Below are 20,202 nucleotides of genomic sequence, written 5' to 3' on the forward strand. Positions count from 1 at the left end.
GGCCGGGTGACGGTCATCACTGACGAATCCCCCGGGATCGCAGACAGTTGACCATTGGGTAATGAATAAGGAGGCCCGTGTCACCCTGGACCGAAACCGCAGATTGGCTGAAGACCGACTCGGGCGCCTTCCTGGCGGCCGGGCGGATGCCCCTCGGGACCGCTCCTTGGACCGACCAGGAAACCCGCGCAAGGCTGGTGGCCATGGCCCGCTGGATCCTGCTGGCGATCATCGGCGCCTATGGGCTTTTCGCCGGCGGCATCCTTTCTGTCAGCGCCTACAGGGTCTTCCTCACCCAAGCCCAGCTGGCCTTTCTTGCAGGCGCCGTGGCTTCCGTGGCTGCCTACAGCCTGGTCCTCCAACAAGGCTGGTTCGGTGTGAGAGGGTTCCGGTACTCGGATCACGCCCAGATCCTGCTGGACCTCTTCTTCATCACGGTCCTGATCCACTTCAGCGGAGGGCCGTCCAGCTGGTTCTGGCCGGCCTACCTGATCGCCACCATGGAGGCGGCCTTCCTGCTGCCCCGCCCGCGAGAGGTCTGGGCCGTCGGCGCCATCGGCGGGGCCATGCACGGCCTCATGCTGGCGGGGCACTATCTCCGACTTCTGCCCCCGGTGGCCATGCCTTTCACCTCGGCAGGCCTCGGCGCCAATCCGCTCTACCTGTGCTTGATCTGGTCCTGGGCCGCGATCCTGAATGCGGCGGTGGCCTTCATCACGGCCCGCCTCATGGGGGTCATCCGGTGGGAGCACCGGGCCCTGAAGGCCCGCGAGGCCCAGCTTCAGCAGTTCGTGGACACGGCGAACGACCTGATCGTCTGCCTCACGCCTGAAGGCCGATTCCTGTACGCCAACCCCCTCTGGGTGAGGACCCTCGGGTACGGCCTCCAGGATTTGGAGACCACCACCTTCTTCGATCTCATCGACCTGGACCACCGGGCCCGCCTGCTGAAGGAGTTCGGGCGGGCCATGAAGGAGGCACGGGGAACCACCATAGAGGCCGACGTCCTGGCCAGGAGCGGGACCCGCATCTCCGTCGAGGGGAACCTCGCCCCGACCCTCAAGGACGGGCGTCCGGGAATGGTCTGGTGCATCTGCCGCGACGTGACTGCGCGGCGGCAGGCCGAGGAGCAGCTCTTTCGGATGGCCCACTTCGACGGCCTGACGGGCCTGCCCAACCGGGCTTCCCTGCTGGAGAAACTGAATGGGGCCCAGGAGGCGGCACGGAGGTCCGGCCGGAGCCTCGCGGTGCTGTTCGTGGACCTGGACCGCTTCAAGCTGATCAATGACACCCTGGGCCACGCGGTGGGCGACGAGCTCCTGCGCCAGGCCGCGCAACGGATGAAGACCGCGATCCGCGAAAGCGACACGGTCAGCCGCATCGGGGGCGACGAGTTCATCGTGACCCTGAACGATGTGCAGGATCCCAAGGAGGCTTCGGCTCTGGCGGGAAGGCTTCTCAGACCGCTGGCGCGGCCTTTCCACATCGGCGGCCAGGAGATCTTCGTGACGGCCAGCGTCGGCATCAGCCTCTTCCCGGAGGATGGCGAGGGTGGCGAAGCCCTGGTGAAGAAGGCCGACAGCGCGATGTACCACGCCAAGAGCCGGGGCAGGAACAACTACCAGTTCTACCATCCGGGGATGGACCAGGACGCCGAGCGGAGGCTCGTGCTGTCCACCGGGCTTCGCCACGCCCTGGAGGCCGGCGAGTTCCGCGTGCTCTACCAGCCGAAAGTGGAGGTGGACACGGGCCGGATGACCGCCATCGAGGCCCTGGTCCGCTGGGAGCATCCCGATCTGGGGCTTCTCCCACCCTCCGAGTTCATTCCGCTGGCTGAGGAGACCGGGCTCATCCTCCCCATCGGTGAGTGGGTGCTGCGCGAGGCGTGCAGCCAGGGCGCCCGGTGGCAGGCCCAGGGCCTTCGTCCCATGCGCATCGGTGTGAACCTCTCCGGCTACCAGCTCCAGCAGGCCGGCATGGCGGCCACAGTGCGGCGGATCCTGGAGGAAACGGAGCTGGATCCGCAGTGGCTGGAGCTGGAGATCACGGAGACGGTGGTCATGCAGAATCCGGCGCTGGCCGTGGCCGTGCTGGACGAGGTGAAGGCTCTGGGCATCCACGTCTCCATCGACGATTTCGGGACGGGCTACTCGTCCCTCGCGCAGCTCAAGCGTTTCTCCGTCAGCACCCTCAAGATCGACAAGTCCTTCATCCGCGATCTGGAGCACAACCCCACCGACGCCGCCATCGCCACGGCCATCATCGCCATGGGCGCGTGCCTCAACCTGCAGGTGGTCGCCGAGGGCGTGGAGACCGAGGGACAGCTTGCCTTCCTCCGGGAGCGCCAGTGCCACGGCGCCCAGGGGTTCCTGTTCGGCCAGGCGGTGCCGGCGGAGGCGATCGCCAGTGTCCTGGAACAGGAGGACCGGGAATCCCAGATGGTGATGGTGACCTAGGACCCGCCAGGGGCCGGAGTCCCGATGCTATCGTGGATTCCACGGAGGCCCCATGTATCAGAAGGATTTTCTGGACCAGGTGCGCGCGCAGCTCACGGTGGTGGAGGATCCCGCGAAACTCCGCGAAGTGGCCTTCGAGACCAGCTCGGGCATCCCGCTGAAGAACAGCTACACGCCCGCGGACCTCGCCGACCATGATCCCCTGCGCGACCTGGGCGCGCCCGGGAGGTTCCCCTTCACGCGGCATGTGCAGCCCACGGGGTACCGGGGCCGGCTCTGGACGATGCGTCAGTACGCCGGCTTCGCCACCGCCGAGGAGAGCAACGCCCGCTACCGCTACCTGCTGGAGCAGGGCACCACGGGCCTTTCCGTGGCCTTCGACCTGCCCACGCAGATCGGCATGGATCCCGACCATCCCATGGCCCTGGGTGAGGTGGGCAAGGTGGGCGTGAGCATCAGCTCCATCCACGACATGCGGACGCTGTTCCGGGACATCCCGCTCGACAAGGTCAGCACGAGCATGACCATCAACGCCCCGGCCTCGGTGCTGCTGGCCCTCTACCTGGCTGTGGCGGACGAACAGGGAGTTTCCTGGGACAAGGTGAGCGGCACCATCCAGAACGACATCCTTAAGGAGTACATGGCCCGCGGCACCTACATTTTTCCGCCGCGCCACAGCCTGCGCCTCATCACGGACATCTTCGCCTTCTGCGCGGACCAGGTGCCCAACTGGAACACCATCTCCATTTCCGGCTACCACATTCGCGAGGCGGGCTGCACCGCGGCCCAGGAAATCGCGTTCACCCTGGGCGACGGCATCGCCTATGTGCAGGCGGCCCTGGATGCGGGCCTGAAGCTGGAGGCCTTCGCGCCGCGCCTGAGCTTCTTCTTCAACGCCCACAACCAGTTCTTCGAGGAGGTGGCCAAGTTCCGCGCCGCCCGCCGCCTCTGGGCGCGGATCATGAAGGAACGTTTCAAGACGACCGATGCAAAAAGCCAGATGTTGCGTTTTCACACGCAGACGGCGGGCAGCACGCTGACGGCCCAGCAGCCGGACAACAACATCGTGCGCACCACCGTGCAGGCCATGGCCGCGGTCTGCGGCGGCACCCAGAGCCTGCATACCAACAGCCGGGACGAGGCCCTGGCCCTCCCCACGGAGCAGAGCGCCATGATCGCCCTGCGCACGCAGCAGATCCTGGCCCATGAGTCCCGCGTGGCGGACGTGGTGGATCCCTTCGCGGGCAGCTATCTCATCGAATCCCTGACGGATGAGCTGGAAGCCCGGGCCTCAGCGCTGCTGGCCAAGGTGGACGAGTTGGGCGGCATGGTCGCCGCCATCGAGAAGGGCCTGCCCCAGCGGGAGATCCAGAACGCCGCCTATGCCTACCAGAAGGCCGTGGAGAAGGGCACCCAGGTCGTGGTCGGCGTGAACCGGTTCGCCATCAGCGGCGAGGCCGCCCCGGACCTCCTGCGGGTGGACGAGGCTCTGGGCGGGACCCGGCGGAGCCAAGTGGCCGCCGTTCGGGCAGGCCGGGACCAGGCCGTCACCACCGCGCGGCTGGCGGAGCTGTCCGCCGCGGCCAAAGGCACGGAGAACCTCATGCCGCGCATCCTCGCCGCCGTGAAGGCTGAAGCGACGGTAGGAGAAATCTGCGACGCGCTCCGCGCCGTCTTCGGGGAGTACCAGGAGCATCTGGTGCTCTAGGTCACATCAGAAGGCCGAAATGTCGGTTGAAGGAGTGGTCCAGGCATCCGAATTGCATTACCGTGACCAACCCGTCCCGCTCCTGCGGGACCCCATCCCGGAGGCATCATGCGTATCGCCATCCTCACCGCCGCAGCGGCCCTGCTCCTCGCTCTTCCCGCCCAGGCCAAGATGCCCTTCGTCAAGAAGGCCCAGGAGCTGGGTTTCACCGACGTCAAGGACTGCAAGGCCTGCCACGTGGGCGCCGCCAAGAAGGGTGGCGAGATGACCGCGCGCGGCAAGTTCCTCGAAGAGACCAAGGCCAAGAAGAAGGCCGCCGAGGTCGACCTGAACTGGCTGAAGGACTACAAGGGCAAGTGAGCCGCTGACGCGGGCTCCCGATCTCGCCGGGCGGGTCTCCCGCCCGGTTTTTTCTGTACTCGTGGGGTGTCCTGTCAATGAATTCCGACATCTGTAGCGACATGTAACTAAGAACATACAAGGATTTCGGGTCTGGATCGGTCCGTGATCTAAATCACCATCAGGTATCTTATTGGGAGGTAACCGCGCTAGGGTGATAGCTGACATGTGAGGTAGCTATGCGTCTGCTGCTCGCTGGATTGCTCTCCGCCTTCCTCGCCGCCGCTCCCCCTTCAGCCAACGACTGTGTCGCCTGCCATGACATCGATCTGGCGAAATTCGCGACCACCAAGCATGGAAGCATGGGTTGCACGGACTGCCACAGCAGCATCACCAGGCTGCCCCATGCCGACAAGCCCGCGCCGGTGAACTGCGCGGACTGCCACGCGGACCAGGTCAAGGCCTACAAGAAGAGTGTCCACGGCGTCGCCAAGCAGAACGGGATGACCGACGCGGCTACGTGCGCTTCCTGCCACGGCCCAGCCCACGCCATCCTCGGCGCGAGCGATCCCGCCTCGAAGGTGGCCAAGAAGAACCTCGCCGACACCTGCGGCACCTGCCACTCCAACCCGAATTTCCTCTCCAAGCACCAGATCCCCTTCGTCAAGCCGGTGGAGGCCTACCGTCTGAGCGTCCATGGGCGCGAAGTGGCCAAGGGGAACGCCGCTGCGGCCTCCTGCTCCGATTGCCACGGCAGCCACGACATCCTCGCCTCGCGGGATCCCCAGGCGAAGGTGAACCGGGCCAACGTCGCGGACACCTGCGGCGTCTGCCACCCGGACATCCAGGCCGCCTACGCGGACAGCATCCACGGCCTCGCCCTGAAGCGCGGCTCCAAGGATTCCCCCACCTGTACGACCTGCCACGGCGAGCACGACATCCTGGCGCCCTCGGAAGCCGGTTCCCTGGTGAACGCGGCCCGGGTATCCGCCACGACCTGTGGCCGTTGCCATGGGGATGAGCGCCTGAACACCCGCTACGGGTTCGGCGACAAGGTTCCCGCCTACCAGGACAGCTTCCACGGGCTCGCGGTCCGCGGTGGTGGGAAGTCCGCCGCCAACTGTGCATCCTGCCATGGGGTGCACAACATCCTGCCCTCGGCGGATTCCAGGTCCACGGTGAACCCGGCCAACCTCGCCCAGACCTGCGGGAAGTGTCATCCGGGCGCCGGGGAGAAGCTCGCCGCGGCTCCCATCCACGTGCGCACGGCCACCATGACGGAGCATGTCTCCGTGCGTTGGATCCGGCTGGCCTACTTGGTCCTCATCCCCCTGACCATCGGCTTCATGCTGCTGCACAACTTCCTCGACTGGCTGGCCAAGCTGCGGCGCGGGCCTCACCACGGCGCTACCCACGAGGGCTTCCCGCGCATGAACCTGACGTTCCGGATCACCCACGGCATGGTGATCGTGAGCTTCATCTCCCTCGTCATCACGGGCTTCGCCCTGAAGTTCCCGGAATCCGCCTGGGTGAAGCTCTTCCAGTCCTTCGACCCTGATTCCAGCCTCCGCGGTGTGGTCCATCGCGTCGCGGCCGTGGTGATGATGGCGGGCACGGTGTTCCACTTCGTCCACCTCGCCCTGTCGAAGCGGGACCGCATCATCCTCGTGGAGCTGCTCCCCTCCTGGCAGGACGCCAAGGACATCTTCAACATGTTCCGGTTCAACCTGGGTCTGATCAAGGAACGTCCCACCTTCGGCATGTTCGGCTACCCCGAGAAGATGGAGTACTGGGCCTTCATGTGGGGCACCGTGGTGATGGCCGTGACGGGCGTCCTGCTGTGGGCCGAGAACTGGAGCCTGCGCCACTTCCCGAAGTGGGTCCTGGACGCCGCCACGGCGGCCCACTGGTACGAAGCCATCCTGGCCACGCTCTCCATCCTCGTCTGGCATTGGTACCTGGTGATCTTCGATCCCGATGTCTACCCCATGGACCTGGCCTGGCTGAACGGCAAGGCCTCCGCGGACCACATGCGCGAGACCCGGCCCGAGTACTACCGGAAGACGATCGAGAAACACGGAACACAACACCACGACGCTTGATGCCACCCCCTTAGCGCATCACTGACCCCTCCCCACCCCATAGGAACCAACCCCATGACCTGGACCTCTACCGATACTCAGGCTCCCGCCGCCGCCAGGCGACGAGGCGGAAGCCTGCTGCTGGCCTTTCTCGCCGGCCTCTTCCTCGCCTCGGCGCCCCTGCAGGCCGCCCCTGCCAAGGCGGCCGCCAAGGAAAGCTGCTTCGACTGCCACAGCGACAAGGACCTCACCAAGGAGGGGCCGAATGGCACCACCGTGCCCTTGTTCGTGGATGCGGCGCGGTTCGGCGGGTCGGTGCACGCCTCGTTCTCCTGCAAGACCTGCCATGCAGAGCTCCACAAGGACCATCCGGGCGATGGCAACCCGGTGCCGAAGGTGAAGTGCGGAACCTGCCACACCGAGGAGGCCAAGGTCTATCAGGGCAGCATCCACGGCATGAGCCAGGCCATGGGCGCTTCTGCCGCCGCCAGCTGCGTGGACTGCCACGGGAACCACTACATCGTGCCCGTGAAGCAGACGGACTCGCCGGTCTACAAGATGAACCTGTCGACGACCTGCGCGAAGTGCCACGCCAACAAGAACCTCACCGATGAATACAAGATGAAGTATCCGGCGGTGGCCTCCCAGTACCAGGAGAGCATCCACGGGAAGGCCCTGCTGGTGAAGGGGCTCATCGTGGCGCCGAGCTGCAACGACTGCCACGGCGTCCATGACATCAAGCGGAGCGTGGACCGCAGCTCGCCCATCAACCACGCCAACGTCGCCAAGACCTGCGGCCGCTGCCACGTGAAGGTCGAGGAGGTCTACAACCAGAGCGTCCACGGCCAGCTGCTGATCAAGGGCGATCCGCGCGGCCCGGTCTGCATCCAGTGCCACTCGGCCCACCAGATCGAGACGCCGGTGAGCGGCCACTTCAAGGCCGGCAGCGACATGGTCTGCGGCAAGTGCCACGCCGACCGGCTCGAGCACTACCGCGACACCTACCACGGCAAGGCCATGGCCCTGGGCAAGGCCAACACCGCCAGCGCCGTGGCCGCCTGCTACGACTGTCACGGCCACCATGATGTCCTGCGGGCCGCGGATCCGAACTCCCGCCTCTCCCCCGCGAATATCGTCAACACATGCAAGCAGTGCCATGCCAATGCCTCGGTCAGCTTCGCGAAGTACGCGCCCCATGCGAACCCCATGGACCGCAAGAACTATCCGGTGCTGCACTACGTCTTCCTGGTCATGACGACGCTGCTGGTGTGCACCTTCTCCCTGTTCGGTGCGCACACCATCTTGTGGCTGTTCCGCTCCATCTGGCTCTACCGCCACGACTCCAAGCAGTTCCGCGAGGCCAAGATCAAAATCCAGGAGGATGACGAGCAGTTCACCCGCTTCCAGCCCTTCGAGCGGTTCCTCCACATCCTGGTGGTGACGAGCTTCCTCCTGTTGACCGTTACCGGCATGCCGCTGAAGTTCTACTACACCAACTGGGCGAAGGCCATCTTCCGCTTCTTCGGCGGGGCCGACGTCGCCCGCACCCTCCATCACTTCGGTGCGGTGATCACCTTTGTCTACTTCGCCCTGCACGTGAGCACCACTCTGGCCCATCTCTGGCAGCGGCGCGGCTTCCTGAAGGATCCCGAGACAGGCTCCATCCGACTGAGCCGCATCTTCACGGCCATGGCCCTTCCCGATTCCATGATCCCCACCAAGCAGGACCTGAAGGACTTCGTGGCCCACAACCGCTGGTTCTTCGGCAAGGGGCCCCGTCCCGAGTTCGACCGCTGGACCTACTTCGAGAAGTTCGACTACCTGGCCGTGTTCTGGGGCGTCTTTGCCATCGGCGTCTCGGGCCTGATCATGTGGTTCCCGGAGTTCTTCAGCAAGTTCATGCCCGGCTGGATGATCAACGTCTCGCTGATCGTGCACTCCGACGAGGCCCTGCTGGCAGCCGGCTTCATCTTCACGGTCCACTTCTTCAATACCCATTTCCGGCTGGAGAAGTTCCCCATGGATACGGTCATCTTCTCGGGCCGCATCTCGAAGTCGGAAATGCTCCACGAGCGGAAGCGCTGGTATGACCGTCTGGTGGCCGAAGGCCGCCTGGACAGCTTCCGCGTCAAGGATGAGTGGGAGGCCTGGAAGGGCATCGCCCGCAGCGCCGGCTACATCTTCTTCGGCGTGGGCCTCGTGCTGCTCTTCCTGATCATCTACGCCATGACCTCGCGCCTCGCGCACTGAGACCGCTCAGCACCGGATCCACCCGATCTTTGGCACACCACGACCCCGCAGATCCGCGCCCCGCCCTCCCGGGTGGGGCCGGGTGGTCGCGACCGGAACTCCGGCCGTCCATCTGCCTTTCCCCCTCACCCTGATCCCGCGCGGATCGGATCACCACCCTATGAAGGAGCTGACATGCGCCGCATCACCCTCCTCACCACCGCCCTCATCCTCGCCGCCGCCCCGGCGGCCATGGCGAAGATGACCACCGTGAAGGGCGCCAAGTGCACCGCCTGCCACGAGGGCGCGCCGAAGGACAAGAAGTTCAATGCCGCGACCACCAAGATGCTCGCCAAATATAAGGAAGCTCAGTGCAAGGACTGCCACGGCTGGGCCGAGGGCAAGCTGACCACCTTCAAGAAGAAGTAGTCCTCCTGCCCCAGAAAAAGGGCGGCGCCGGCAACGGCGCCGCCCTTTTTCTGGGGGTGATCAAAGGCCGAGCAGGGAACGGGCCTCGGCCTCCAGGCGGTCCAGCTGGGCAGCCTCGCCGCGCCCCTGGAGGTAGACCTTCAGCTTGGGCTCGGTGCCGCTGGGACGGAACGCGGCGAAGGCGCCGCTCTCCAGGCGGAACTTGAGGACATTGCTGCGCGGGATGGCCAGGGCACGGTCGCGCTGGTCAGGGCGGTCGAGGATGGGTTCCGTGCGGCCGTCGCCATGCCAGAGGCCGGTCTGGAAGTCCTCCCAGCTGACGACCTTCTCGCCGCCGAGCGAGGCCAGGCCCGCCGCACGGATGCGGCCCATGGCCTCGGCGAAACGCTTGGCCCCGCCCGGCCGAGGATCCTCCAGGTTCACCAGGCGGTTGTGGAAGGAGCCCACCCGGGCCATGAGGGCCTCCACGGCCTGGAACAGGGTCTGTCCCTTGGCCTTGTAGTGTCCGGCCATCTCGGCCACCACAAGGGCCGCGGTGACGCCGTCCTTGTCCCGGAGGTCCGGCGGCAGCAGCATGCCGTAGCTCTCCTCGGCCCCGAAGGCATAGGGCTCGCCCAGCTCCAGCAGGCGGTCCATGCACACGGCGATGTTCTTGAAGCCCGTGAGGGTCCACACGACGGGCAGGCCATGGTGGCGGGCCACTTCGGCCATGAAGTCGGAGGTCACCACGGTGCTCACCACGGCGCCCTTGCGGCCCTTCTGGGTGCAGAGATAATCCAGGGTGAGGCCCGCCAGGTCATTGCCGGACATGAGCTCCCAGGCGCCGTCGCGCTTGGCCACCACGCCGATGCGATCCGCGTCCGGGTCATTGGCGAGGATCACTTCGGCTCCCATGGCCTCTGCTTCCTTCAGGGGCGCGGCGTAGGCGGCGAGCTCCTCGGGGTTGGGGCGCGGGGCGGTGGGAAAGGTGCCGTCCTGGATGCCCTGGCTGGGGCTGAGGGTGAGCGGCAGGCCGGCCCGCTCGAAGAGGGCGGGCACGAAGGCCACGCCGGTGCCGTGGAAGGGCGTGTAGAGGATGCGGGCAGCCTCGAAGGCCACGGGATGCTGGAGCAGATCCTGGCCCATGGCGAGGTAGGCTTCTTCGACCTCTGCGGGAATGGGCTGGATGCGGCCGGCCGGCGCCACCGGCGGCTCGGGCACCAGGGGAAGGGTGGCCATGTGGGCCTCCACTTCCGTGTCCCAAGGCTCCACCACCTGGCCGCCCAGGTCGTTGTAGGCCTTGAAGCCGTTGTATTCCTTGGGATTGTGGCTGGCGGTGAGGATCACGCCGCAGGCTGAGCCCAGGCGTCGCATGGCGAAACAGAGGAAGGGCGTGGGCAGGGGGCGGGTGCCGAGGAATACCTGGTAGCCTGCCGCCGCCAGCACGGCGGCGCTCTCGGCGGCGAAGACATCCGAGTTGATCCGGGTGTCATAGCCCACCACGGCCACCCTCTTGCCCGGGGCCCGGCGCTGGGTCACGGCAGCCAGGGCCAAGGTGGCCCGGCGAACGTTGGGTCGGTTCATGCGGCGCAGCCCCGCGGCCATGAAGCCCCGGAGGCCTCCGGTGCCGAAGGCGAGAGGCTCGGAGAAGCGGTCTTCCAGCTCGGCCGCCGCCTTGGCATCTCCGGCCTCGGCAGCCTTGAGCATGGGCTCCAGCTCTGCCCGAAGTTCCGGCTCCAGGTGGGGGAAGGCGAGGTAGGCGCGAGCGGAATCCAGGCTCATGGAAGGTCCTTGGGAAACATTCCAGGATTGCAGATCAGGTCCGGAAGGTCACGTGGTGGGCTTGCGGGCCACCACCTGCACAACGGCTCCGAGACCCTGATGGTGGGCGCCTTCGCGAATGTCTCGCAGCAGTTCCCGGCCCACCTCCAGCTCCAGGCCGGGCAGGAGACTCCGCAGCTCGTCGAGGGTGTCTAGCAGATCCGGCTCCTTCGGCCCACCGGTGGAGTACTCCAGCTGGCGGGGCGTGTAGCCTTCCAGGATGAAGACCCCGCCGGGGACGAGGGCCGCGGCGCAGCGTGGGTACAGATCGCGTCGAAGGGCCGACGGCAGGTGGCAGAAGATGGAGATGATGCCGCTCCAGGGCGTCACCCCGAAGTCGAAGTCCGCGAGGTCGGCGACCACCGTGGAGAGGGACACGCCTCGGCTGGTGGCCAGTTCCTGCGCGCGTGCCAGGCCGACGGGCGACTGGTCCACGGCCGTGACCGCATGGCCCAGCGTGGCCAGATGCACGGCGTTGCGGCCCTGACCCTCGCCCAGCCCCAGCACGGGGCCTGGCGGGATGCGCGGCGCCATCTCCTTCAGGAAATCGTTGGGCTCGGCGCCGTAGGTCAGCTCGGCTTCCGAATAGCGTGTGTCCCAGAATTCGCGGCCCATCAGGCGCCTCCCAGGGCGATGTCCTCCAGCAGGAGGCTCAGCCCCGCGCTGCCGCCGTACCAGCGAAGGTCGCTGCCCAGGGCCACGATGTGGGTGAGGAAGTCCCGAAGGTTGCCCGCGAAGGTGAGCTTGTCCACGGGCTCGGCGAGCACGCCATCGCGGATGCGGAGGCCCGAGGCGCCCACGCTGAGGTCGCCGCTGACCGGATCCACCGTGTGCAGGCCCATGATCTCGGTGATGAGCACGCCGTTACCGGCCATGCGGTACAAGGCGTCGGGAGCGGTGTCCCCGGCCAGGGGGAACAGGTTGAAGGTGGTGGCACCGGGCTGGCTGCCGAAGCCGCGGCCGGCGCTGGCCGTGGGCGCCTGGCCCAGCTCAGCGGCGGTCTTGAGGGTGTGGAGGTAGGTCTTCAGGGTGCCGCCCTCAATGAGGACGTTGCGCCGCGTGGGCAGACCCTCCGCATCCCAGGGCTCCGTGCCGAGGGCCGGGCGCCCCGGGGCTTCGGCGAGCCGGCCATCGTCCACCAGGGTGAGGAGAGGCGAGGCGATGGGTTCGCCCAGCTTGCCGGCGAAGAGGCTGCGGCCCTTGATCACGGACTCGGCGTCGAGCATCCCGGCCACGATGCCCAGCAGGTCCACGGCCACCTCTGGGTGGAGCACCACGGGGTATTTCCCGGCGGGCAGCCGCTGGGGATGGAGCTTCCGCTCGCCCTTGAGGGTGGCCTCGGCGCCGATGGCGGCGAGGTCAAGGCCCGGCCGGCGGGCCACATCCCAGTGCCAGGCTGCCTGCCGCTCGTCGCCATCGGCCACGGCCAGCTCGATGGCCGCGGAACAGCTGGACCAGACATCCGGCGTGCGGACGCCCTTCTGGGTGAGCAGCAGGCTGGCGCCGGAGCCGTCGCTCCAGGCCGACTCCCGCACGGCGGCCACCTTCGGGGAGGCCTTCCGGGCTTCGGCTTCGAGCTCCAGCGCCCAGGCGATGCGCTGCTCGGGCGTGAGGGCTTCGACGGCCGCATCGAACCGGCTGGGGAGATCGTCCGTGCCCTCGGGATCGGCCTGCCGCAGCCAGGGATCCTCGTCCCCCAGGGCGCTCAACTCCCAGGCCTGGGCGAAGAGCTCCTGGAAATTCGCCGCGGCCAGGTCGGTGGTGGTGGCCAGGCCGGTTCGGAAGCCCTGGCCGCCGGACCGGATCACGCGCACGCCCAGGCCCCCGCGCTTGCTGGTGGTGAGGTCCTCGAGCGCGCCGTTCTGCACCTTGGCCTTGCGGCCGCGGGACACGGAGACGAAGGCCTCGGCCCCCTCGGCGCCCAGCTTCAGGGCGTGCTGGATGCCGTCCTGGAGGCGCGCTTCGAGGGACTCGGGAATGAAGGTGCGGAACGGATCAGTCATGTCAGGCTTCCTTCTTGAGGGCGGACTGCAGGATCGCCAGCGCAGGGCCATCGAAGGCCACGAGGGTGATGGTCTGTGGGAGGTCGTGGGCCGCCAGCCACTCGCGGCAGACCCTGATGGCGATGCCGGCGGCGCGGTCCGCGGGGAACCCGTAGATGCCGGTGCTGATGGCGGGGAAGGCCACGGTACGGCATCCCTGGGCCTCGGCCAGGCGGAGGCTCTCGTGGTAGCAGGATGCGAGCAGGTCGTCCTCGCCGGAGTCCCCGTCCTGCCAGACAGGCCCGACCGTGTGGATCACGAACGTCGCGGGCAGACGGTGACCGCCCGTGATGACGGCCCGTCCCGTTCTGCACCCGCCCTGGCGGTTCCGGATGGCCTGGCACTCCTCCAGCAGCCTCGGTCCCGCGGCGCGGTGGATGGCCCCGTCCACGCCGCCGCCGCCCAGGAGGCTGCTGTTCGCGGCGTTCACGATGGCATCCACGGCAAGGGTGGTGATGTCGGCCTGCACCACCCGCAGGCGCGCTTCCGTCAAATCACGCTCGGCAGGGGCTCGGCGGTGCCGCCGACCACGAGGGAGGGGCAGAGGATGGTCGGCAGCGCGTCGCTCACGGGCACGCCCTGGCCGTCCTTGCCGCAGGTGCCGATGTCGAAGTGGTGGAGGTCGCTGCCGATGCGGGTGAGCTGCTTCAGCACTTCGGGGCCGCAGCCGCTGAGGGTGGCGTTCTTCACGGGATACCTAGGTTCGCCGTTCTCCACCCAGTAGCCTTCCGTCACCTGGAATACGAAGTTGCCCGTGACGGTATCCACCTGGCCCCCGCCCATGTGCTTCACCAGCAGGCCACGGTCCAGGTCGCGCAGGATGGCTTCGGGCGCCTCGCTTCCCGCGGCCAGGAAGGTGTTGCGCATGCGGGGGATGGGCAGGTGGCGGTAGCTCTCCCGGCGGCCGTTGCCCGTGGGCTCCGTGACCATCTTCCGCGAGGTCTTGCGGGACTGCAGGTAGGCCTTCAGCACGCCGTTCTCGATGAGGACCACGCGGCTGACGGGGTTGCCCTCGTCGTCGATGGCCTGGCTGCCGCGCATGTGGGGCAGGGTGCCGTCGTCGATGATCGTCACGCCGTCGGCGGCCACCTTCTGGCCCAGCTTGCCGGCGAAGGCGCTCATGCCCGCGAGCGCGAGATCCGCCTCCAGGCCATGCCCGCAGGCTTCGTGGATCATGGTGCCGCCGGCGCTGCTGCTGAGCACCACGGGGAAGGTGCCCGCAGGCGCGGGCTGGGCGTCGAGGGCCTGGATGGCCAGGCGCACGGCCTCCTTCACGGTGCGGGCCACGGCCTCGTCCGTGAACAGCTCGAAGCCCCGCGTCTCGCCCAGGGCCTGGTAGCCGGTCTGGAGTTGGCTGCCATCGCCGGCGGTGACATTGGCCCGCAGGACGCCCTGGGTGCGGTGGTCTTCGGTCAGTCGACCGGTCCAGATGTGGTCATTTCGCTCTGCCGCGGCAATCCACACCCCCTGGGTATTGTCGCCGTAGCCCACGGACACCTGCTTCAGCGCGCCGGGACGCAGAGCCTCGGCCTCCGTCCGTGCCAGGGCCTCGGCACGGCGCACCAGGGCCACCTTCTCGTCGAGGGGCACCGTATCGGGATCCCGCTCCACGGGGCTGGGGGTGGGATGGATCTTCAACGCCAGGGCGGGGACGTCCGCAGACGAGCCGGTGCCCGGCGCCGCCAGGGTCCGGGCGGCCTCCACCAACTCCTCGAAGGCGGGGGCGATGAGATCCGCGAAGCGGGTGGTCTCTCCGTCCATCAGGCGCAGGCTGGCGCCGAAGGTCTCGGAGGAGAGCACGTCCTCCATGCGGCCGTCGTCCATGCCCAGGGCATGGGCCCGGCGCCGTTCCACGAAAACCTCGGCGTAGTCGCCGCCCCTGTGGAGCAGGGCCGTGAGGACCTCGCGGAGCTGGTCGGCGGTGAAGGGTGCAGGCATCGGCGATCTCCAGGTCCGCGCGCGGCGGATCTTCCAGTTTGACAGAAGGGAGGCCTCGGCTCCCGCGAGGATCTCTGCGAGGTCCCTGCCGTCGTTGGGGATCACCAGGTCCGCATGGAGCGCGCGCTCCGGGGCCGAGGCCTGGGCCCGAAGCCGGGCCAGGGCCGCCTCCCGGGGCATGCCGTCCCGGGCCAGGAGGCGCGCCAGCCGCAGGTCCTCCGGAGCGTCCACGGTCCAGAAGGCGTCGAAGTGGTGGGCCCGGCCCCGCTCCACCCACAGCGCCGCGTCCACCACCGCGCCGCGGGTGCCGGGAGGGAGCGCCAGGAGGCGTTCCGCCAGGAGGGCCTCGATGCGGGGATGGAGGATGGCGTTCAGCCGGGCCCGCGCCCCGTCGTCCGCGAACACATGGACCCCCATCCAGACGCGGTCCAAGGTGCCGTCCACCTGGAGGCAGCCGGGCCCGAAGGCCGCCACAACGGCCGCCAGCCCGTCACCGCCGGGCCGCACCGCCTCCCGGGCGAGCGCATCGGCATCGATCACGGCCCAGCCCCGATCCGCCATCTGTTTCGCCACGAAGCTCTTGCCCGCCGCGATGCCGCCGGTGAGGCCAAGGAGGGGGAAGGGTGACGTCAGCATGGCGGCTCCCTCTTGATTCTGCGCTCAACCGCCCCGGAACGGCACGGAGCCTGAATCCGGAGTCTCGGCTACACTGGTTCGTTCCTCTTCTTGACCCGAGGTCACATGAAAGACGCGACACCCGAACAGGCCATGGATCTCTCGCAGCTGGAAAAGCCGGTGCTCGAGCTGGAGGCCCAGATCCGGGCCATGGAGATGGACCCCTCCCAGTCGAAAGAACGGGAAAAGCTGCAGAAGAAGCTGGACAAGCTGAAGGCCGAGCTGTTCACGAACCTCACGGACTGGCAGCGGGCCCAGCTCGCCCGCCACCCCAAGCGTCCCTACACCCTCGACTACCTGGAGCGCATCTGCGAGCGCTTCGAAGAACTGCACGGCGACCGGCGCTTCGGCGACGACGCGGCCATCGTGGGCGGCATGGGCTGGATCGAGGGCAATCCCGTCATGATCATCGGCCAGCAGAAGGGCCGGGACACCAAGCAGAAGATCCTCCGCAACTTCGGCATGCCCAAGCCCGAGGGCTATCGGAAGGCGCTGCGCCTCATGAAGCTGGCTGAGAAGTTTCAGAGACCCGTCCTCTGCCTCATCGACACCCCGGGAGCCTACCCGGGCGTGGACGCCGAGGAGCGCGGCCAGGCCGAGGCCATCGCCCGCAACCTGCTGGAGATGGCCAAGCTCGAAGTGCCGGTGGTGGCCATCGTCCTGGGCGAAGGCGGCAGCGGCGGGGCCCTGGCCCTGGGCGTGGCCGACCGCGTGCTCATGATGGAGAACGCCATCTACTCCGTGATCTCGCCCGAGGGCTGCGCCTCCATCCTCTGGAAGGATGCGAGCCAGGCTTCCAAGGCCGCCGAGGCCCTCAAGCTCACGGCCCCGCACCTGCTGGAGCTGGGCGTCATCGACGGCATCGTGAAGGAGCCCCTGGGCGGCGCCCACTCGGATTTCGACGCCGCCGCCGCCGCCCTCAAGGAGGCGGTCATCGAGGCCTTCTCGGAGCTGTCCGAGCTGTCCGCCGAGCAGCTGGTGGAGGAGCGGTACCAGAAGTTCGCCCGCATGGGCAGCGTGGGCTGAGATGGATGCCAAGATCTGGGCTCTCCGGCGGGAGATCCCGGCGGGGCCGTCGCCCTGGAAGGCCCTGGCCGCGGCCTGGAACCTGGAGCCGCGCCTGGCGCGGTTGGCCTGGCTGCGGGGCGTGGACCGGCCCGAGGACCTGGGCTGGCGGCTGGACCCTTCATGGGCGCGGAGCACGGATCCGCACCTGCTTCCGGGCGTGGACGCGGCCGTGGCGCGCATCCGGCGCGCCGTGGAGGCCCGTGAGCGCATCGTGGTCTACGGCGACTACGACGTGGACGGGGTCACCGCCACGGCCCTGCTGGTGCGGGCCCTGGAGCGGATCGGAGCCGATGTCTCCTTCTTCATCCCCAACCGGTTCTCCGACGGCTACGGCCTGCACCTGGACTGCATCCGGGAGCTGAAGGAAGCCCGAGACCCCGGGCTCATCGTTTCCGTGGACTGCGGCGTGCGCAGCCTGGCGGAGGTGAAGGCCAGCGCGGAACTGGGCCTGGACTGGGTGATCACGGACCACCATGCGCTGGGCCCGGAGCTGCCGCCAGCCTGCGCCGTGGTGCATCCCCACCTCGGCGGCTACGCCAACCCCTTTCTGGCGGGCGTGGGCGTGGCCTTCAAGCTGGCCCAGGCCCTGCTCGGCGCCGTGCCCCATCCCACGGGCGCCGACGCGGCCTTCCTGGACGGGATGCTCAAGCTGGTTGCCATCGGCACCGTGGCGGATGTGATGCCGCTTCGGGACGAGAACGCCCTGCTGGTGCGCCGGGGGCTCGATTCCCTGAGCGGAAAGAATGGCCCCGGCCTGGCGGCCCTGCTGCGGGCCGCGAAGAAGGAAGGTGCCCTGGGCGGGCAGGACATCGCCTTCGGCCTGGCGCCGCGGCTCAATGCCGTGGGCCGCATGGGTGGAGCGGAGGATGCCGTGCGCCTCCTGCTCACGCGGGACGCGGCCGAGGCCGAGGTGCTGATGGCCCGGGTGGAGGCGCTCAACCAGGAGCGCCGGGCCATCCAGGAGGAACTGGCCTCTCGTCTGCCGCGCCCGGACGGCGCGGCTTTCGATCTGGCGCTGGATCCCACCGCCCACAAGGGCGTCATCGGCATCGTGGCGGGCCACCGCATGCGCGCCACGGGACGACCCGCGGGTGTCTGCACGGTGATCGACGGCGTGGCGCACTGCAGCCTGCGGGCTCCGGAAGGCTACGACCTCGGCGAGCTGCTGGTCCTGGCCCAGCCTTTCATCCTGGGCGGCGGCGGCCACCGCGCGGCCGCGGGCCTCAGCTTCGAGGCCTCGCGGCTGGCCTTCGTCCGCCAGGCCCTGGAGCGGGGCGCCCAGTCACAAGCTGCGCAGGCCAAGGCCGGAGGGCGAACGATTCAGCCGCTCCTGGTGGATGGCGCGCCCGGGGACCTTCCGGACGATGCGGATCTGGCCCGCCTGGAGCCCTTCGGCCAAGGGTTCGCGCCGCCCCTGGCGAGACTGGAGGGCCCGGTGGCCTCCTCGTCCTCGTTCGGAGCCGACCACTGGAAGCTGCGCCTGGCAGGCCTGTCGGATCCCGTCACCTGGTTCGCCGGCCACGCGCGCCCTGCACAGCCGCAGGTGGGGGATCGGCTCTGCGTATCCGCCACGCCCCAGGGCAGCGCTCGCTGGGGCCGTTCCTGGCTGGTGGATGCCCCGCTCGGGGAGATGGCGCCATGAAGGTACGGGCCCTGCTCCAGGATCTCCCCCCTGCACGGCACCCGCTCTGGCGGGGCCTGGGCTGGGCCCTGGCGGCGGGGACCCTGGGCTTCACGTTGCGTTTCCTCATGGTGGGCAACGAAGGCATGCCCGGACGGACCGCGAGCGGCGATCCCCTCTTCGGCGCCGGCACCAAGGGCACCCTGGGGACGCTCACGGAGCAGCTGGGGCCCAACCGAATGGTGCTGACCTACCGGACCATCGAAGGCTCGGAGGAGGACCTCCACCTGGAGACGGTGACGGGGCGCCTGGATGAGCAGACCGGACAATGGCGCATGTTGTCGCCCAAGGCTCACCGCCAAGCGGGGGTGTGGGCGCTCGAGGGCCCTCTGGACCTAGAAGTGGCCGATCCGGCCACCAAAGCGCTCCTGGGCAAGGGCCGCGTGGAGAACGCCGGCCCCGCCCTGCGCTGGGTCGGGGGGGAATGGGAGGGGCTGGCGCCCCTGCGCTGGGAGGCCCTGGAAGGCTCCGCCCGGGGCGTATGGTACCTGCCCGCCGGTTGGCGACGCGAGGCGGATGGCCGCTTCCGCGTGGACCAGGGCCCCGTGCGCTGGCAGGCCCCTCCCGCCGGGACCGGACCGGCCACCCTCCAGGCCATGGAGGCCGAGCGACTCTGGGCCATGCCCGGCTTCCAGACGGGTCATCTGGAGGGCGTGAAGGCCCGCCTGACCGAGGGATCGCTGCAGGCCTCCGTGGCGGACCTGACCCCGGACATGGTCACCTGGCCGGCTCCCCTGTCCTTCGAACGCTCCGATGGCTGGCACGGCGACGCCAAGGGCGGCGTGGCGCCGCGGCCCGCGCCCGGGGCGACCTTCCAGCAGGTGGAATTCCGGGCCTTCCGGGCCCGGCGTGCGGGACCCGAAGGCGAGGAGACCCTCTCCACGGAGGGTGCCCGGTGGACGCCCGCCGGGCTGCGCCTGGAAGGCAACGTGGTGTGGGACCAGCCCATGGATGGCCAGCGCCTCGTGCTCCGGGCCCCGCGGGTGCTCATGCGGGAAAAGCCGGGTGGCGATCTTCCTGAGTCCCTGCCCGTGGGCCACGCCGTGGCGGAGGGGCATCCGATCCTCACCTGGGGACGGCGGAATCTGTCCTCCCCGCGCATCTCCGTGGAGCGGGCCACCCGGCGCTGGAAGCTGCAGTCCCCGGTGATGGGCCGCGGCGAGGATGGAACCTTCAGCGGCGGGGCGGGGCAGGGCGATCCCCACTCGTGGACCATCGAAGGGCCGGTGCAGGTGAACCTGTTCTCCGGAGGCAACCTGCGGGGGGCGCGGCTTGTCTGGGAGGACACACTCTGGACCCTCACGGGCCGGCCCGCGGCCTGGAGCCGCCTGCGGGAGCGCCTGTCCGGCCCACGCATCCTCAGGAAGGGCGAAACGGTGGCCTTCCCGGAAGGCCTGAACGGCACCCTGGCCGCGGCCGACGGGGACCTGTACCTGCGAGCCGAGCAGGGACAGAGCGAAGGCCAGAAGATCCTGCTCAGCGGCGGTGTGGAGTGCCAGGGCCAAGGGTGGCGCCTGGCGGCGGACAAGGTGACGGTCGTGGTGGGGCCGGACCGCACGGCGAAGCTGATCCAGGCCCAGGGCGCGGTCACGCTCAAAGGCCGCCTCGGCGAAGGGCAGGGCGAGGCCCTCGATCTCGAGCCCGGGACCCAGACAGCCAAATGGCAAGGCCGCGTGCGCGGCAAGGGCGCGGGACCCGGGTGGTGAATCCCCGGCCGGTCTCGGGCATGATGGGTTGAACATCGTAATAGGAGGCA

General features: G+C 68.5%; 14 protein-coding genes. 9 read left to right on the top strand and 5 right to left on the bottom strand.

The features are described from left to right. Window positions 1–77: 77 nt before the first annotated feature. From MLJ35_RS04135 to MLJ35_RS04160, 6 genes are all read left to right on the top strand, one after another. Window positions 78–2,456: a putative bifunctional diguanylate cyclase/phosphodiesterase gene (locus tag MLJ35_RS04135; protein WP_243383154.1), complete on the top strand. Its 2,379-nt coding sequence runs from the start codon at window positions 78–80 to the stop codon at window positions 2,454–2,456. 52 nt (window positions 2,457–2,508) lie between these two features. Then, window positions 2,509–4,164, top strand: coding sequence for an acyl-CoA mutase large subunit family protein (locus tag MLJ35_RS04140; protein WP_243383155.1), 1,656 nt, complete (start codon window positions 2,509–2,511; stop codon window positions 4,162–4,164). A gap of 108 nt (window positions 4,165–4,272) precedes the next feature. Further along, a complete protein-coding gene (locus tag MLJ35_RS04145; protein ID WP_243293854.1) occupies window positions 4,273–4,524 on the top strand; it encodes a hypothetical protein in 252 nt (83 codons plus the stop codon). Between the two features lie 218 nt (window positions 4,525–4,742). Next, a complete protein-coding gene (locus MLJ35_RS04150; protein WP_243383156.1) occupies window positions 4,743–6,605 on the top strand; it encodes a cytochrome c3 family protein in 1,863 nt (620 codons plus the stop codon). Between the two features lie 54 nt (window positions 6,606–6,659). Continuing rightward, complete coding sequence (locus tag MLJ35_RS04155; RefSeq protein ID WP_243383157.1) at window positions 6,660–8,834, top strand: cytochrome b/b6 domain-containing protein; 2,175 nt, start codon at window positions 6,660–6,662, stop codon at window positions 8,832–8,834. Between the two features lie 174 nt (window positions 8,835–9,008). Next, window positions 9,009–9,242, top strand: coding sequence for a cytochrome c3 family protein (locus MLJ35_RS04160; RefSeq protein ID WP_243285998.1), 234 nt, complete (start codon window positions 9,009–9,011; stop codon window positions 9,240–9,242). A gap of 60 nt (window positions 9,243–9,302) precedes the next feature. On the opposite strand, the gene MLJ35_RS04165 is transcribed toward MLJ35_RS04160, so the two are convergent. Genes MLJ35_RS04165 through coaE form a run of 5 tightly spaced genes read right to left on the bottom strand, consistent with a single transcriptional unit; the run spans window position 9,303 to window position 15,658 of the window. Beyond that, window positions 9,303–11,003 carry a phospho-sugar mutase gene (locus MLJ35_RS04165; protein WP_243383158.1) on the bottom strand — a complete coding sequence of 567 codons (1,701 nt, stop codon included), beginning with the start codon at window positions 11,001–11,003 and terminating at the stop codon, window positions 9,303–9,305. 48 nt (window positions 11,004–11,051) lie between these two features. After that, entirely contained in the window at window positions 11,052–11,657 is a 606-nt protein-coding gene (locus MLJ35_RS04170; protein WP_243383159.1) for an SAM-dependent methyltransferase, read from the bottom strand. Further along, window positions 11,657–13,045, bottom strand: a complete 1,389-nt coding sequence (locus tag MLJ35_RS04175; RefSeq protein WP_243383160.1) for a TldD/PmbA family protein — start codon at window positions 13,043–13,045, stop codon at window positions 11,657–11,659. Before MLJ35_RS04175 ends, MLJ35_RS04170 begins: the two co-directional genes overlap by 1 nt. 1 nt (window position 13,046) lies before the next feature. Beyond that, window positions 13,047–13,577 (bottom strand): O-acetyl-ADP-ribose deacetylase, encoded by a 531-nt coding sequence (locus MLJ35_RS04180; protein ID WP_243383161.1) that lies wholly within the window; start codon window positions 13,575–13,577, stop codon window positions 13,047–13,049. Further along, window positions 13,574–15,658, bottom strand: coding sequence for a dephospho-CoA kinase (coaE, locus tag MLJ35_RS04185; RefSeq protein ID WP_243383162.1), 2,085 nt, complete (start codon window positions 15,656–15,658; stop codon window positions 13,574–13,576). Before coaE ends, MLJ35_RS04180 begins: the two co-directional genes overlap by 4 nt. Window positions 15,659–15,763: 105 nt before the next feature. Between coaE and MLJ35_RS04190 the strand changes: the two genes are divergently transcribed. Genes MLJ35_RS04190 through MLJ35_RS04200 form a run of 3 tightly spaced genes read left to right on the top strand, consistent with a single transcriptional unit; the run spans window position 15,764 to window position 20,152 of the window. Next, entirely contained in the window at window positions 15,764–16,723 is a 960-nt protein-coding gene (locus MLJ35_RS04190; protein ID WP_243293846.1) for an acetyl-CoA carboxylase carboxyltransferase subunit alpha, read from the top strand. 1 nt (window position 16,724) lies between these two features. Next, entirely contained in the window at window positions 16,725–18,407 is a 1,683-nt protein-coding gene (locus tag MLJ35_RS04195; protein ID WP_243383163.1) for a single-stranded-DNA-specific exonuclease RecJ, read from the top strand. Further along, complete coding sequence (locus MLJ35_RS04200) at window positions 18,404–20,152, top strand: hypothetical protein (RefSeq protein WP_243383164.1); 1,749 nt, start codon at window positions 18,404–18,406, stop codon at window positions 20,150–20,152. Before MLJ35_RS04195 ends, MLJ35_RS04200 begins: the two co-directional genes overlap by 4 nt. Window positions 20,153–20,202: the final 50 nt, after the last annotated feature.

It is taken from the genome of Geothrix alkalitolerans (genome assembly GCF_022808885.1).
In the GTDB taxonomy this organism is placed as follows: domain Bacteria; phylum Acidobacteriota; class Holophagae; order Holophagales; family Holophagaceae; genus Geothrix; species Geothrix alkalitolerans.

Bases quoted from the DNA above. Each gene is read 5' to 3' on its own strand.
- MLJ35_RS04140 (WP_243383155.1), top strand. From the start codon at position 2,509: ATGTATCAGAAGGATTTTCTGGACCAGGTGCGCGCGCAGCTCACGGTG.
- MLJ35_RS04145 (WP_243293854.1), top strand. From the start codon at position 4,273: ATGCGTATCGCCATCCTCACCGCCGCAGCGGCCCTGCTCCTCGCTCTT.
- MLJ35_RS04150 (WP_243383156.1), top strand. From the start codon at position 4,743: ATGCGTCTGCTGCTCGCTGGATTGCTCTCCGCCTTCCTCGCCGCCGCT.
- MLJ35_RS04155 (WP_243383157.1), top strand. From the start codon at position 6,660: ATGACCTGGACCTCTACCGATACTCAGGCTCCCGCCGCCGCCAGGCGA.
- MLJ35_RS04160 (WP_243285998.1), top strand. From the start codon at position 9,009: ATGCGCCGCATCACCCTCCTCACCACCGCCCTCATCCTCGCCGCCGCC.
- MLJ35_RS04165 (WP_243383158.1), bottom strand. From the start codon at position 11,003: ATGAGCCTGGATTCCGCTCGCGCCTACCTCGCCTTCCCCCACCTGGAG.
- MLJ35_RS04170 (WP_243383159.1), bottom strand. From the start codon at position 11,657: ATGGGCCGCGAATTCTGGGACACACGCTATTCGGAAGCCGAGCTGACC.
- MLJ35_RS04175 (WP_243383160.1), bottom strand. From the start codon at position 13,045: ATGACTGATCCGTTCCGCACCTTCATTCCCGAGTCCCTCGAAGCGCGC.
- coaE (WP_243383162.1), bottom strand. From the start codon at position 15,658: ATGCTGACGTCACCCTTCCCCCTCCTTGGCCTCACCGGCGGCATCGCG.
- MLJ35_RS04190 (WP_243293846.1), top strand. From the start codon at position 15,764: ATGAAAGACGCGACACCCGAACAGGCCATGGATCTCTCGCAGCTGGAA.
- MLJ35_RS04195 (WP_243383163.1), top strand. From the start codon at position 16,725: ATGGATGCCAAGATCTGGGCTCTCCGGCGGGAGATCCCGGCGGGGCCG.
- MLJ35_RS04200 (WP_243383164.1), top strand. From the start codon at position 18,404: ATGAAGGTACGGGCCCTGCTCCAGGATCTCCCCCCTGCACGGCACCCG.